Origin of the sequence: Streptosporangium jomthongense (assembly GCF_042650425.1) — a bacterium.
Classification (GTDB): domain Bacteria; phylum Actinomycetota; class Actinomycetes; order Streptosporangiales; family Streptosporangiaceae; genus Streptosporangium.
In genome coordinates, this window is record NZ_JBHSBC010000045.1 from 54,470 (window position 1) to 68,633 (window position 14,164).

General features: G+C 69.2%; 12 protein-coding genes. 7 read left to right on the forward strand and 5 right to left on the reverse strand.

The features are described from left to right. The first annotated feature begins 119 nt into the window (after window positions 1–119). Window positions 120–428, forward strand: coding sequence for a hypothetical protein (locus ACFOYY_RS34655; RefSeq protein ID WP_362775649.1), 309 nt, complete (start codon window positions 120–122; stop codon window positions 426–428). A gap of 25 nt (window positions 429–453) precedes the next feature. Further along, the gene (locus ACFOYY_RS34660; protein WP_386195371.1) at window positions 454–2,442 is read left to right on the forward strand and encodes a hypothetical protein; all 1,989 of its coding nucleotides are present in this window, start codon (window positions 454–456) and stop codon (window positions 2,440–2,442) included. Between the two features lie 4 nt (window positions 2,443–2,446). Here the strand turns inward: ACFOYY_RS34660 and ACFOYY_RS34665 are convergent, their stop codons facing one another. The 3 genes from ACFOYY_RS34665 to ACFOYY_RS34675 form a co-directional block, all read right to left on the reverse strand. Next, window positions 2,447–2,926 (reverse strand): hypothetical protein, encoded by a 480-nt coding sequence (locus ACFOYY_RS34665; protein ID WP_386195373.1) that lies wholly within the window; start codon window positions 2,924–2,926, stop codon window positions 2,447–2,449. 90 nt (window positions 2,927–3,016) lie between these two features. Then, window positions 3,017–3,466: an ATP-binding protein gene (locus ACFOYY_RS34670; RefSeq protein ID WP_386195375.1), complete on the reverse strand. Its 450-nt coding sequence runs from the start codon at window positions 3,464–3,466 to the stop codon at window positions 3,017–3,019. Then, entirely contained in the window at window positions 3,463–3,747 is a 285-nt protein-coding gene (locus ACFOYY_RS34675; RefSeq protein ID WP_362911524.1) for a hypothetical protein, read from the reverse strand. Before ACFOYY_RS34675 ends, ACFOYY_RS34670 begins: the two co-directional genes overlap by 4 nt. Before the next feature lie 290 nt (window positions 3,748–4,037). Between ACFOYY_RS34675 and ACFOYY_RS34680 the strand changes: the two genes are divergently transcribed. From ACFOYY_RS34680 to ACFOYY_RS34690, 3 genes are read left to right on the forward strand one after another with little or no spacing between them, the layout of a single operon-like run. Further along, window positions 4,038–4,865 carry a helix-turn-helix domain-containing protein gene (locus ACFOYY_RS34680; protein ID WP_386195377.1) on the forward strand — a complete coding sequence of 276 codons (828 nt, stop codon included), beginning with the start codon at window positions 4,038–4,040 and terminating at the stop codon, window positions 4,863–4,865. 8 nt (window positions 4,866–4,873) lie between these two features. Next, the gene (locus ACFOYY_RS34685) at window positions 4,874–5,056 is read left to right on the forward strand and encodes a DUF397 domain-containing protein (RefSeq protein WP_386195441.1); all 183 of its coding nucleotides are present in this window, start codon (window positions 4,874–4,876) and stop codon (window positions 5,054–5,056) included. A gap of 33 nt (window positions 5,057–5,089) precedes the next feature. Beyond that, entirely contained in the window at window positions 5,090–5,290 is a 201-nt protein-coding gene (locus ACFOYY_RS34690; RefSeq protein WP_386195379.1) for a DUF397 domain-containing protein, read from the forward strand. Window positions 5,291–5,679: 389 nt separating this feature from the next. On the opposite strand, the gene ACFOYY_RS34695 is transcribed toward ACFOYY_RS34690, so the two are convergent. Further along, window positions 5,680–7,263: an LCP family protein gene (locus ACFOYY_RS34695; RefSeq protein WP_386195381.1), complete on the reverse strand. Its 1,584-nt coding sequence runs from the start codon at window positions 7,261–7,263 to the stop codon at window positions 5,680–5,682. A 223-nt stretch (window positions 7,264–7,486) separates the two neighbouring features. After that, window positions 7,487–8,974, reverse strand: a complete 1,488-nt coding sequence (locus ACFOYY_RS34700) for an alpha/beta hydrolase family protein (protein WP_362775665.1) — start codon at window positions 8,972–8,974, stop codon at window positions 7,487–7,489. A 147-nt stretch (window positions 8,975–9,121) separates the two neighbouring features. Here ACFOYY_RS34700 and ACFOYY_RS34705 point away from each other — a divergent pair, with 147 nt between their 5' ends. Then, on the forward strand, window positions 9,122–10,267 hold the full coding sequence (locus ACFOYY_RS34705; protein ID WP_352011516.1) for an exonuclease SbcCD subunit D: 1,146 nt from the start codon (window positions 9,122–9,124) through the stop codon (window positions 10,265–10,267). After that, window positions 10,268–14,071: an AAA family ATPase gene (locus ACFOYY_RS34710; RefSeq protein ID WP_386195383.1), complete on the forward strand. Its 3,804-nt coding sequence runs from the start codon at window positions 10,268–10,270 to the stop codon at window positions 14,069–14,071. Window positions 14,072–14,164 lie beyond the last annotated feature (93 nt).

Below are 14,164 nucleotides of genomic sequence, written 5' to 3' on the forward strand. Positions count from 1 at the left end.
GCAATCGAAACGGCGGCGGCGCGGCACTGACGGGGGTCGACCCTGCCGCCGTAAATATCCGGCGTTTAGTGTGATATCCAGCTTTTCCATCCACGGTGAGCTGGGGGAGACGGGGTGGCGTGACCGAGCGGATGGTGCCCAACCCTCGGCACGAACGGCTGAAACAACTCCTGAGAGAGGCCGAGTACGGTTCCCAGGAGGTTCGGCAGGCCTATCAGCGCGCCGTTGGAGCGATGCAGTCGGGAAAGGTCTGGACGGGGCCGACGGCCGTCAAGTGGGGCGCCGAGCTTGAGGCACGGCACCAGCGACTGGGACAGCTCGCCCGGCGGGTCGTGGAGGCGATCGAGGAGGAACTGCGCAGGCAGCCTCCGCTGGTGACCGAGTCCGAGGCGGACGCCATGCGCCGGGAAATGGCCGGGCGGGTGTGACCGCCTCAGTCGTTGAGGGGAAGGCGTGTTGGCGGACAGCGACGAGTTCTGCGGGATCGACCCCGATGAGATGGGGCGGCTGGCCGTCTCCCTGCGGGGCGCGGCCGACCGGCTGACCGCGTTCAGCAGGGAGTACGAGGGCAAACTCGGCCGGTACGGGATCGGCACCCCCGCGCTGCGGGAGATCTCCGACATCGCCGAATGGGGCGGCACCCAGGTCTCCATGCTGCACGGCCGGATCGATTTGGTCGGAAACCTGGGTGCCGGGGCCCCCGAACTGGGAGGTGCCGTCGCGATGACGGGCGGCCAGGGGCTTGTTCGTCTGCCCGATGACCTGGAGTCCATGGAAGTCGCTCAGGGGCTGGCCAGGATGTACGGAAACGACATCCTGGCCAGGAGCGACGGTGACGCTCTGGCCAACCTCGTCCATGATCACGCCGACGAGGTCGCCGCGCTGGCCGACAACCCTCAGGCCGCCGCCGCCTTTTTCGCCCTGCTGCCCGCCAAGTCTCGCGTTAAGCTGCCGAGTCTTCTCATGGCGGCTGGTAGCAAGACCGCCAAGCAGGACTTGGCGGCCTTCAGTAAGGCACTGGGGGCGGCTTTGAACGCGCCCCTGCTGGTCCCGGCGTTCGCCAAGGTCAGGGAGGATCTGACCAAACCAGCAGGAAGCAAGATCGTCGCGTGGAACCGTCTCGCGCTGCTCAAGGGGGCGAACGCCCCCGCCAAGGTGCGTAGTGCGGCGGCCCGCGCGCTGGTTCTGGACGACTTCATGAAGAACCCCGAACAGGACTGGCGGGCGAACTTCGACGAGGCCAAGAAGTACGACCTGCCCCCCGACCTGGTGGCGATGGCCCTCGAGGTGCTTGCGGGGGACGGTGCGGCGGTGCGTGAGGCGTTCGCGGGTATGGGTGGGACGGGCGTCAAACTCAGCCAGGTCGAGAAGATGAAGCTCTTCCTCGACTACGCCGATCAGGTGAGTGCCGGGGACGAGGTCGCTGACGCTTTCGGCCGGGTGCTGGAGTCCGGCGCCGAGGCCACAACCGAGAAGCCGGGACAACATAGCCAAGCTGCAGCCGCCTTCGCTCTGGACACGATGCTGGTCACAGGGCCTTTCGGCGTGGCCTTGCCAGCGACCGCCAAGGATTCTATGGGCGTGATCGGCAGGTCGTACGTTCATGAGCTGGCCTCGGGGGCCCGTTTCGACAAGGCCGCGAACAGAGCGTCGGGAATGCGCATCCCGGAGCATTGGGTTTCCCTTCCAGGGGTCACCCCCGCGTTCTATCTCAGCCCTGGCGACACCTACCGGTTCATGAAAACCTTCGTTGGAGAAGAGAATTCTGTCGCCGATTTCAACTCGGCAATGGCCAGGTTCCGGCATGACACCCTGCTGGCCGCCGCCCGGCTGGACGCCCAGAGTGACGACAACTATTTTCGTGACATCTCCATGATGTTTGGGGACTTCAGTAGTGTCATGTTCAAGGCGACGAAGGATGCGCTTGGTGAAGAGGACGCCGCAGGTGAACACGCCCGCAATTTCATCAAGAACACCTCAGGCTTCCTGATGGGCGGATTCTCTTTCACGAACGAGTTCATTGACCTTGGCTGGGAGGTCTTTCAGGCATACGGCTTCAGTGACCTGGGAGACAGGTGGGACGACAGCTTTGAGAAGCAGGTAGAAAAGGCCACTGGGCAGCGAGCCGACCTCGCGAGGCGTATGAAGTTCGACATGGCTCACCTTCTCTACAGCGGAGGCTACCCAACGAGTAGACCGCCCCAAGAGCTCGTCAACACGGCCACGGGTACCCTCAAAACATATGAAGAACTTGTAATTGACGCCAAGCGTGAAGCGGCCGGTGAAGGGAAGTGGGAGGAAGCGCTCCAGGCGAAGCTGTCTGCCTATGAGAACTGGATGGACGAAAATGGCAATCTCGACAAGGAGATTGAATACTCTTCGCGATTCCAGTCTAGTGATCTGGCAGAAAATCTGTTGAGACGTCCGGGAAAAGAAGATTGACTCGTTATTTCGGCAGGCAGGCCGTCTGTGCGCGCAGTCGCCAGGTGGGGGCTTCTGGTGATACGTAAACATCCACACTTACCCCAGTATTCTTAATGCCTTTGATGAACCGCCCTTCTGGGGTGTCTATTTGGGTGGTGTCGTATTCAATTTTGTACCCCAGGGTCTTGGAAAGAGTGTTCTGCATAACCCTCTCGGCGGTATCCAGGTAGGTGTCGGTACTTTCTTCTTTTTTGCGCTCCTCGTCTGCTGTCGCTCGTAACACTCGCTTGAATCCGTTCTCTCCGCAGGGGACGTCCTTATCGGGGCGTTGGAGGATATGGAGATTCATAAGTGGGTTTTTGAACAGGTCGTCGGTTTCCAGGAGGTGGGTGTCCTTCTGGAGTTCTGCGGTGGCTTCCTTCAGGGAGGGTTCGGAGGTGGTGCATCCCGAGGCCGCGATTATCAGCGTCAGGCCGATGGCCAGTGATCGGGTGACGCGCATGCCTTACCTCCGAAAGTACGGTTGACGCTGAGACATACCGATCTTCGCCTAGTCGGATCGCCTCCGCCACGTTCTTGACCGCATTCGGCGTCAGAAGTCGGAGATTCGGAACCAGACCGATCGGGTGGTCTCACCGCGGTGCGTCCCCCATGTGGTCGCGAGCAGATTCACCAGCCAAAGGCCGCGTCCGCCGTCCTCGTCGAGATCGGGTGTCCGGACGATTGGCGCACTGGTGGACGAGTCGTCGTCGGTCACCTGCACGTGGACGTCGCCGGGAGCGTGCGTCATTCGTACGGTCACCTGCCCGCCCGGCGTGCGTCCCGAGTTCGAGTGGGTGACCGCGTTGGTGGCCACCTCACTCAGCAGGAGTAGCACATCGTCGAGAACCGGGCCGGCGATTTGCCCGGTCAGGAGATCGCGTGCCCATTTTCGGGCGATGGGAATGGATATCTCCTTTCCCGGGAAGTTCCGCTGCCAGGTGTCGTGAGGCGCCTTCGGCCGGGTGTCGCCGTAATGGCCGATCGGATTGTTGCCTCTCATGCGCCCACCTCCGCCATGATGACGTCGGCGGCGTTGTCGGCGTGGGCCGCCACCCATTTGCCTCCCGGCCACATTCGAGCCCACCACGGACGCCAGGTGAAGGCCCAGCCGGAACGCCATATGACGATGACGCGGGCCAGGGTGCCGGACGCTGACCGCACTTCCAGAACCGGTTCACCCGCTGTGGGAAGGACCAGGACGACGCAGGCGCCGAGGGTGTGCATCGTCCGGCCGAGCCGGACCAGGTGGTCGAATCTCTCGCGCTGCTCGCCAGGCGTCACGGCCGGGCTCCGGAATGCTTTCCGGCGTGCCCGGCCGGGAGACTGAATTTCATCGGCGTATTCATTGGAGGGTTGCTTCCTTCCCGGTGCAGAGGTGATTGATTGCTTTCTTCTTCGCTCCTCCCGGCGATAGGGGAGTGCGTTTATGATGCTCCCCTGATGCCTGGTCGGGTATCTGTTCCGCAGTCCAGAGCAGGGTGGATGATGACAGCCGTTGGTCTGTCCGGGACTGAATTCGGTATCACCGGCCGGGCAATAGGTCAGTTTTTTATAATTCGGGAGGGAATGTGATGGAAGTGGTGCCGGCTCTTGATCCTGCGTCCCCGCGTGTGCGGTTCGGCGTCGAGCTGCGCCGCCTGCGGGAGGGCGCCCAGCTGCCGCAGGCCGCCGTGGCCTCCCGGCTCGGGTGCACCCAGACCCAGGTGAGCCGTCTGGAGAAGGCCGTCCGCAGTCCGTCGAAGTCCGACGCCGAGCGGCTGGACCGGCTCTTCGGCGCCGAGGGCGGTGTCTCCTTCGTCCGGCTCTACGAGCGGATCACCGCCCAGCCCGGCGGCCCGGTCTGGTTCCGGAGCTGGGCCGAGGAGATCGAGCCCACCGCCCGCGTCCTACGATCCTGGGACCCCCTCCTGATTCCTGGACTCCTCCAGACGGAGGCCTATGCCCGGCACCTTTTCAGCTTGGAGCCCAGGGCCACTGCCGAAGTGGTTCAGAATCAGGTCGAAGCGCGAATGCGGCGACAGCGAATCCTCGATCGTGACAGCCCTCCACTTGTCCTCGTGCTCGTCGACGCCGGTGTACCGCATCGCAAGGTCGGCGATGCCAAGGTGATGCGTGAGCAATTGGACTGTCTTCTGAAGATCGTTGAGCGTCCTGCGGTCTCCATTCAGGTTGTCGACCCGGACTGTCTTCCAGGTTTGGCGGGGGCCTTTATGATTGCCGAGCTTCCTGATGGGAACCCGGTCACCGTCCATGCGGACTCACCAGCCCAGGGGCATGTCACGGCTGACTGCGAACTCGTGACCCTGATTCAGGAGCGATATGAGGCGATACGTCTGTGGGCTTATCCTGAACGCGCATCCCTCAAGATGATCGAGAAAGCGAGACGCGAGTGGACCTGAGCGCCGCCGTGTGGCGGAAATCATCGCTGTCTTCAGGGAACGGCGGCCAGTGTGTGGAGGTAGCCGTGAACCTTCCCGAGATGGTCATCGTTCGTGACAGCAAGGACTCGGACGGTCCCACGCTGTTCTTTGCCCCTCATGCGTGGCGGTCCTTCGTTGGTGAAGTCAAGACCGGTGAGTTCGACCGCTGACCTGATTCGGGCGATCGGAGAAAGCGAGGGGGCATGGACTTGAGCGCCGCTGCATGGCGAAAGTCGTCACGTTCCGGAGACAACGGCGGCCAGTGTGTGGAGGTGGCCGTGAACCTTCCCGGGGTGGTCGCCGTTCGTGACAGCAAAGACCCGGACGGTCCCAAACTTCTTTTCGCTCCCGCCGGATGGAACGCCTTCGTCGGAGGGGTGAAGAACGGCGTGTTCGACCACTGATGTGGTCCGGATGATCGAGAGTAGCCGACCGCCGGGATCGGCGACGGGCGACGCCACCCTCCTTCGCCGGTCGCTTTCCTTGAGAAAAAGCCTCTCGGGCGGGACAGGCCGTCGCTGAAGAAGGCTTAACCAAGGCGGTGAGGTGTGGGCCGTTCCCCCTCACTGAGGTCGTCCGCGAGCCCCACAGAGGTCATCCGGGAGCCTCCTCACTGAGGCCGTCGTGCCCACAATCCTCGCCGAGGTCGTCCGCAGGCGCGATGGCATCGACCGGCGTGGACGGGAGGGGCGAGGCGTGCGCCGTACACAGCCGTGTTCAGAGGTTGGGCGCCGATGCTCCAGAGTGTGGGAGGGCGCGCTGGGCGTGCGCCGTACTCAGCCGTGCTCCGAGGTCAGGCGCAGCCTTCGTTGATCTCCTTGACCGGGGCCGGTTCCGTCGGCTTGCCCGACTTGGAGGTGGTTCCTGTGTCCCGCGCGCCGCTCGGGCCGGCGGTGGCACCCGAAGAAGCAGTAGCGTTCGGAGAAGCAGTGGCGCCCGAAGAGGCGGTGGCGCTCGGAGAAGAGGTGACCCCTGGCGTGGCGGTGGTGCCTGAGGTGGGAGTCGCGGGGGCGGCGAGTCGTTCCCGGGACGCCGAAGCGGTGGACGAGGTGTGGACGGCCTTGGCGGTGAGGGAGCGGATCTTGGCCCAGTCGGGGTAGCCGGTGCTGATCAGCGGCGGGACGAACTGGACGCTGGTCACCTCGGCGCTCTTCACCTTCAGGGCCAGCGGCACCAGGTGCTCCAGCATCGGCCGTGGGATGTCGGTCTGGAGGAGTTCCCTGGTGGCCAGCGCGATCCGGTTGAACCGGGAGAGCACGGTCGCCGGGTCGGCCTGCTGGAGCAGGGCGCTCAGCACGCAGCGCTGGCGGCCCATCCGGGTGTAGTCGTCGCTGAAGGTGCGCGAGCGGGCGAACCACATGGTGTCCGCCCCCCCGAGCCTGCGGGTCCCCGCCTTGACCAGGCCCTCGTTGTACTTGCCGAAGACGATGTCCTGCGGCACGGTCAGCCGCAGGCCGCCGATGGCGTCGATCAACCGGGCCAGGCCCCACATGTTCACCAGGGCGTACCAGTCGACCCGCAGGCCGAATGTGTATCCGACCGTCTCCATGAGGGTCCTGGCGCCCTGGTTCTTGCGTCCGCCGAAGAGCTCCGGGTGGGAGTCGGCGTACTCCCAGACCGAGAACAGCAGGTCCTCGCGGGAGCCGTCCGGGTTGGCGGGCAGCCGGAAGCCGTTGGGAAAGCGCTTGGCCATCGGGGAGCCGGGGACGAACCGGATGTTCTCCAGGTTGCGCGGCAGGCCGAGCAGTACGGTGTTGCCGGTTCTGACGTCGATGCTGGCCAGGTTGATGCTGTCGGTCCGTACGCCGACCCGGTGGGTGTCGGCGTCACCGCCGAGCAGCAGGATGTTCACCCGGGTCCTGCCCTCCCACGGATCGCTCTCCTGGGAGGAACTGGCCCGGGGGGCGGGGGTGGCCGGCGGGGCGCTGAAGATCCGGTCGAGCGCCGACTGCGAGACCGTGGCGTACTGCCCGGCCAGGCCGAACGGCAGCACGACCGTGATGGCGAGCAGACCCGCGATCACCCCCGCGACCGCCTGTGCGGGGCCGCGGAGCATGCCGGGCCGAAGCACCGTGAAGGAGTGCACGACCAGGACGAACCAGGCCAGGCCGAGGACCGGGGCGCCGATCGTGATGGCGGACAGCCAGGTCGAGGTGACCAGCAGCCCGGCCAGGTCTCCGAGGTCGGTGGTGAGCAGCACCCACAGCACGCCGAGCAGCAGCAGGGCGTAGACCGACAGCAGGGCGATCCCGGTCCTGCGCCATCCCGCCCGTAGGTGCCCCGCGCCGGGCAGTATCGCCGACAGGGCCGTCCAGCCGACGACCGCGCCGAGCCTTCGCGGCCCCCGTGGTCCCGGTCGCCTTGATCCGTCCTGCACCCGCTTCCCCGATCTCCCCACGCGCTTGAGCGCCGCAGGGGAGATGGTAGGGCGGGCGCCGAGGCTGAGGGGCGACGTACGGATGAACACCTTGGAAAAGAAATCCGCCTTTATCCTGACATATTTCCTAAGGCTGTGACTTTCTTGGCCGAAACCCGGTCCGGAGGTGACCATGCGCTCCGGCGAACCAGACCTTTCCGGAGGGCCTCTACCAGGGGAACCTCTACCAGGGGAAGGAGAACAGGTCGTAGTAGGCCGCGGCGACCAGCAGCAGGCCGGTCCCGCCGAGCACCCCGATGATCGCGGCCCACTGCGGGCGGCTCGGCCGCCAGCCCTCCCGCAGCCCGGAGACGACCGCCGCGCCGGCCGTGACCTCCTGCAACAGCATGAGTACGGCCAGCATCCTGATGACCAGCCACCCGGCGAGCACCGCGGGCCAGGCCCCCGCCTGGTTGACCGAGAACAGCACCAGCAGGGTGATGAGCGCGACCACCGAGACCAGCAGCCCGGCGCCGGTCCACGCCATCCGCCGGAACCTGCGCCTGACCGGGGGCCAGACTCTGGCGCCGGTCTCGCCGGACGGCCGCCCGCGCAGCCGTAGCACCATCTCGGTCACCGGTCCGACCACGTAGCCGACCGCGGTCAGGCACAGCGTCATCCCCAGGACCGCCCCGCCCGCGTACCACGGCGCCGCGGGGACCTCGCTGGCCTCGTAGCGCTGTACGGGTGTCGCGCCCGCGATGTGCGCGGCGGGTCTGGCGGTTCCCGGCAGTCCCGTGACCCAGTTGGCCAGCGTCTCCAGATACCCGGGCGCGAAGGGGCCGCCGTGCAGGCGCATGCCGTGGTCGGCGCCCTTCAGGTAGCGGATCGTGTAGTCGGGGTTGCCTCCCTCGGCGAGCGCGCCGGTCAGGGCCTTGCTGCTCTCGACGAACGGGATCGACGGGTCGCTCGTGCCGTACAGGGCCAGGACGGGGGCGCGCACCCTGCGCAGCGCGGGCATGCCGTCGTGGCGCAGGAAGTTCATGTGCACCGCGCTCATCGCCCTGACCAGCAGCTCCCTGGTCCCCGCGGGGGCGTGCAGCCGGTCGAGCTGCTCGCCGAGCGCCCAGGTGACCTGGCGTAACGGTGAGACGTTCGGCGCGGAGACCAGCACGGTGAACCCGACGTCCCGGCTCCTGGCCGCGGCGATCGGCGCCACCCAGCTGCCCTCGCTCACCCCCCACAGGCCGGTCCTGGCGGGGTCGACGTCGGCGCGCAGCCGCAGCCTGGCCAGCAGGCGCAGGGCGTCCTCGGCCAGCAGCTCGAAGTCGCGGTTGCGGAAGTCGTAGCGGACGGTCCGCTTGTCGTAGACGAGCGTGACGATCCCCGCCCCGGCCAGCCACTCGGCCTGGTCGGTGAACTCGTCACGCACCCCGGGACCCGCCCCCTGGACGAAGACCAGGGCGGGATGCCTGCCGGGGGACAGCGGCGCGCGGATCGTCGCGTCGAGCGTCGTGTCCCCGGCGTCGACGGTGATGTCCTCAACGGAGAAACGCCCGTTCGCCGAGACCGGCCTGGCCTCCGCGGCGGGCTGGGCGGGGAGGTTCTGGAAGATCGGGTCCACGTTCAGCGGCGGCGGATCGAAGGGAGGCGGCAGGGTGTAGCCGACCGTCGCCAGGGCCAGCAGGACCACACCCGCGGCCACGCTCACCACGCCTCGGCCAGCTCGCATGCCGATCGCTCCCTGGTCGTTGTTCGCCTCCGGGAGAAACGTACGATCTTCAGCGTACCCACGGCCGGTCACACCCGACAGGACGAATGGGAGCAGAGTGGTCACAGTGGTCTCGTGTGCGTTCGAGGCCTGTTAGCTTCACGTGACATGCGCGTGCTCCACACCTCCGACTGGCACCTGGGCCGCTCCTTCCACCGCGAGAGCCTCCTGAACGCCCAGGGCGCCTTCGTCGACCACCTGATCGAGACGATCAGGAGCGAACGGATCGACGTGGTCGTCGTCTCCGGCGACGTCTACGACAGGGCGCTGCCCTCGGTCGACGCGGTCGACCTGTGCAACCAGGCCCTGCGGCGGTTGGTCGGCGAACGGGTGCGCACCGTGCTGATCAGCGGCAACCACGACTCCGCGCGCAGGCTCGGCTTCGGCGCGGACCTGATCGACGCGGCGGGCGTCCACCTGCGCACCGACCCCGCGCGGGCGGGCGAGCCGGTCCTCGTCGAGGACCCCTCGGGCGACGGGCAGGTGGCCTTCTACGGCATCCCCTACCTGGAACCCGAGCTGGTGCGCGAACCGTGGGAGCTGCCCGAACGCACCCACACCGCGGCGCTCGGGCACGCCATGTCCCTGGTCCGCGCGGACCTGGCCCGCAGGGGGACCCGCTCGGTCGTGCTCGCCCACGCCTTCGTCACCGGCGGGCGGGCCAGTGACAGCGAGCGCGACATCAGCGTCGGCGGGGTCGAGCACGTCCCGCTCTCCGTCTTCGACGGCGTCGACTACGTGGCGCTCGGCCACCTGCACGGCCGCCAGCGGATGAGTGAGACCGTACGGTACTCGGGCTCCCCGATCGCCTACTCCTTCTCCGAGGAGCGCCAGGTGAAGGGCTCGTGGCTGGTGGAGGTCGACGCGCGGGGGCGGGTGAGCGCGGAGTTCGCCGAGGCCCCCGTCCCCCGGCCGATCGCCACGCGCAGGGGACGTCTCGACGACCTGCTGACCTCGGCGGACCACGCGGGTTACGAGGACCACTGGCTCCAGGTCACGCTGACCGACCCGGTCAGGCCGAAGGAGGCCATGGAACGCCTCAGGACCCGCTTCCCGCACACCCTCAGCCTCTCCTTCGAGCCCGAGGGCGGCACCCAGCAGGGCGCGGTACGGCCGAGGCTCGCCGGAAAACCGGAGATCGAGGTGGCGCTCGACTTCGTCCGTGAGGTCCGGGGCGAGGAGGCCGACCCCGAGGAGACCACGCTGCTCCGCGAGGCCATTGAGAACTGCCGAATCAGGGAGGCGATGGCGTAGATGCGCCCGCACCGTCTGTGGATCACCGCGTTCGGCTCCTTCCCGGGTGAGGAGGAGATCGACTTCGACGCTCTCGCAGAGGCGGGGCTGTTCCTGATCCACGGCCCGACCGGCGCGGGCAAGACCACCGTGCTGGACGCGCTCTGCTACGCCCTGTACGGCAGGGTGCCCGGCAGGCGCGACAACGCCAAGAGCCTGCGCTGCGACCACGCCCCACCCGGCAGGGGGCCCTCGGTCGCCTTGGAGGTCACCCTCAGGGGGCGGCGGCTGAAGATCACCCGTTCCCCGGCCTGGCAGCGCCCCAAGCTCAGGGGAGAGGGCATGACCGGGGAGAAGGAGAAGGCACTCGTCCAGGAGTTCACCCCCTCGGGCGAGTGGACCGGGCTGACCACGCGGGTCGACGAGGCGGGCGAGCTGATCGGCACCCTGCTGGGCATGAACGCCGACCAGTTCTTCCAGGTGGCGATGCTCCCGCAGGGGGACTTCGCCAGGTTCCTGCGCGCCGACGGCGAGGACCGTCGCAGGGTGCTCGAACGGCTGTTCTCCGTGAGGGTCTACGCCGGCGCCGAGGCGTGGCTCGCCGACCAGCGCACCGAGGCCTTCCGCGAGCAGCAGAGCCTGCGCACCGAGGTCGACTTCGCCGTCAAACGCATCGAGGAGGCGGCGGGCCCCGAACTGCTCGCCCTCCTCGCCGAGAACGCCGGGGACTCCTCCAGCGAGGAGGACCCGCTCGCCTGGGCCGCCGCGATCGAGGCGCTCGCCGCCGACGCCGAGGCCGGCGCGGGCCGCGACAACGACGGTGTCCTGGAGACCGTACGGCTGGCGCGGGCCGCCCTTGAGCAGGGAAACGCGCTCGCCGACCGGCGCCGCCGCCACGCCGAGGCGGTGGCGCGCGAACGCGCCCTCGGGGAGAGCGCGCAGGAACGGGCCGATCTGGAGGACGTGCTCGACGAGGCGGCCAGGGCCGACCGGGTGCTGCCCATGATCCGGGCCGCCGAGCAGCGGGAGGAGACCGCGACCAAGGCGCACCGGATGGCCGCCGACGCCGTCGCCCGAGCCCTGCCCCTGATCGGGCCGGCAGCCGGGGCAGCGGGCGAGAACGCGGCCGGCGTCGAACGGCTGGCCGCGATGGCGCTCGACCGGCGGGAGGAGATCACCAGGCTGGAGGAACTGCGCACGCAGGAACCGCTGCTGTCGAAGGACCTCCTGGAGCGTGCGACGCTCACCCGGGAGATCGCGGAGCTGGAAGCCCGCCAGAAGGAGACCGACAGCCGTCTTGGGGTTCTGCCCGGCCTCAGACGCGAGGCGGAGGCAAGGCTTTCCGCCGCCCGCCTGGACGCCGCGCGGGTCCCGGCCGCGGAGTCGGCGCGCGACGCCGCGCTGGCCCGGTTGAAGGCCGTGGAGCGGCGGGACGGCCTGGCCGTCGCCCTGGAGGAGGCGCGAGGACACCTGGCCACGGCGCTGGGCAGGCTGCCCGATCCGGTGGAGCACCGTCCGGGGGACGAGGCGCGCACCCGCGAGCTGCTGGCCGTACGGGAACGGGAGCACGGGCGGCTGCTCGCCGGGCTTGAGGGGTTGCGCGGCGACGAGGCCAGGCTCGCCGAACTGGCCGGGCCGCTGGCCGTGCTCGACGCCGAACTCGCCGAGGCGCAGGAGCGGGAGACGGCCCTTGGCGCGCGGTGCGCGGAACTCCCGGCCGCGCTCGCCGAGGTCACCGCGGAGCTCACCGAGGTCAGGGCCAGGGCGGCGGAGATCCCCGAGACGCGGGCACGTGCCGCCGCCGCCGCGGCCGGACTCGACGCGGCCGGACGCCGCGACGGCCTGCGCGCCGAACTCGACGCCGCCAGGACGCTCCAGGCCGAGGCCGTCGACCTCGCCCAGCGGCTTCGCGACCGCCTCCAGGACCTCCGGCAGGCCAGGATCGACGGCATGGCCGCGGAACTGGCGGCCGAACTCGTTCCCGGCGAACCCTGCGCCGTCTGCGGCTCTCCCGAACACCCTCACCCGGCGGCCAGGTCGGGGCGGGCCCCGACCCCCGAGGACGAGCGCGCCGCCCAGGCCGACCACGACGCCGCCGTGGAACGGCGCAGGAACGCCGAGACCGCGGTCGCCGCCCTCACCTCACGCCTCGAAGAGGCCCTCGCCGTGGCCGGGGACACGCCCGTGGAGCAGGCGCGGGAGGCCCTCGACGAGGTACGGCGCGCGCTGGCCGCCCTGACGGCGGTCGCGGAGACGGAGAGCGCCCTCGCCGAGAAGGCGGAGCGTCTGACGGCCGAACTCGACGAGGCGCGGACCGGGGCGGCCGACGCCGCGCGGCTGCTCGCCGGAGGCCGTACCCGCCAGGAGGAGTGGCGGGCGGAACAGGACAGGCTGACCGCCCGGCTCGACGAGGCACGCGGCGCCGACCCGACCGTCCAGGCCCGCAGGGAGCGCCTGACGCGGGAGGCGGCCCTGTTCGCCGCGGCGGCGGAGGCGGCCGGTCGCGCCGCGGAACTGGCGGCGGAGCACCGGGAGGCGTCCGAGGAGACGGACGTCCCGGCCGAGCAGGCCGCGCGGGAACTCGCGCGGGCGCAGGAGGCGCTGGCCGGGCTCACCGAGTCGGCGCGGGCCGAACCCGCGCTGGCCGAGGAGGCCGCGCGGACCGCGGACGAACAGGTCAGGCTTGAGGAGCTCTCGCGCGAACTCGCGGTCACGCTGGCCGCCCGCCGTACGCGGCGGGAGAGGCTGGACGCGGACATCGAGCGGCTGACCGCGCGCCTGGACGAGGCACGGGGCGACGACCCGACACTGGCCGCCAGGCTGGACCGGCTGGCGGAGGAGGCGGAGCTGCTCACGGAGGCCGTCGAGGCGACCCGGCTGGAGCGGACGGCCACGGCGGAGCTGGCGGCGGCCCATGTCACGGCCACGGCCGCGGCCGTCGAGGCGGGCTTCTCCGGTGTCGAGGACGCGCTCGCGGCCTTCCGTCCGCCGGCCGAGCGGGAGGAGAAGGCCGAACGGCTGCGCGAGCTCGAAAGGGAACGCGTCGCGGTCACCGCCCTGCTGGCCGACCCCGAACTGGTCGCCGCCGCCGCGGAGCCCGAACCCGACCTCGACGGGCTGCGGGCCGCGCGTGACGCCGCGGAGGCCGCCCAGGCGAGGCTGCTGTCCGCGGCGAACCAGGCGCGGGCCCGGCTCGCCAGGCTCGTCACGCTCGGCGCCGAGCTGGCGGGATGCCTGGACCGCTGGGGTCCCGCGCGGCGGCGTCACCACGTCGCCGAGGGGCTGGCGGCCCTGACCGGCGGGACCTCGGGCGACAACCGCTGGAAGATGCGCCTTTCCGCCTTCGTGCTCGGCGAGCGCCTGCGGCAGGTGGTCGACTCGGCCAACGAGCGCCTCGACCGCATGTCGGGCGGCCGTTATCTCCTCGAACACGGCCTCGGCCGTACGGCGGGCGACCGCAGCAGGTCGGGAGGCGGGCTCGGCCTGCGGATCGTGGACGGCTGGACCGGCAGGGACCGCGACCCGGCGACCCTGTCCGGCGGTGAGAGCTTCATCACCTCGCTGGCACTCGCCCTCGGCCTGGCCGACGTGGTCAGCGCCGAGGCCGGGGGAGTCGAGATCGGGGCGCTGTTCATCGACGAGGGGTTCGGCACCCTCGACGAGGAGACCCTCGACGGGGTGCTGGACATCCTCGACGGCCTGCGCGACGGCGGCAGGGCCGTCGGCATCGTCAGCCACGTCACCGAACTGCGCTCCCGCGTCCCGGCGCAGCTACGCGTCAGCAAGGGCCGCAAGGGCTCGACCGTCGAGGTCACTGTGCCCTGACGTGCCCTGACGAGCCCTGACCGGCGGCACGGGCCGGGCGGTAGGGTATGCGGAGGCGGTCTCCGAGTAGATGTGCGGAGAACGCCGGGAAAG

Bases quoted from the DNA above. Each gene is read 5' to 3' on its own strand.
- ACFOYY_RS34665 (WP_386195373.1), bottom strand. From the start codon at position 2,926: ATGCGCGTCACCCGATCACTGGCCATCGGCCTGACGCTGATAATCGCG.
- ACFOYY_RS34670 (WP_386195375.1), bottom strand. From the start codon at position 3,466: ATGAGAGGCAACAATCCGATCGGCCATTACGGCGACACCCGGCCGAAG.
- ACFOYY_RS34680 (WP_386195377.1), top strand. From the start codon at position 4,038: ATGGAAGTGGTGCCGGCTCTTGATCCTGCGTCCCCGCGTGTGCGGTTC.
- ACFOYY_RS34690 (WP_386195379.1), top strand. From the start codon at position 5,090: ATGGACTTGAGCGCCGCTGCATGGCGAAAGTCGTCACGTTCCGGAGAC.
- ACFOYY_RS34700 (WP_362775665.1), bottom strand. From the start codon at position 8,974: ATGCGAGCTGGCCGAGGCGTGGTGAGCGTGGCCGCGGGTGTGGTCCTG.
- ACFOYY_RS34705 (WP_352011516.1), top strand. From the start codon at position 9,122: ATGCGCGTGCTCCACACCTCCGACTGGCACCTGGGCCGCTCCTTCCAC.
- ACFOYY_RS34710 (WP_386195383.1), top strand. From the start codon at position 10,268: ATGCGCCCGCACCGTCTGTGGATCACCGCGTTCGGCTCCTTCCCGGGT.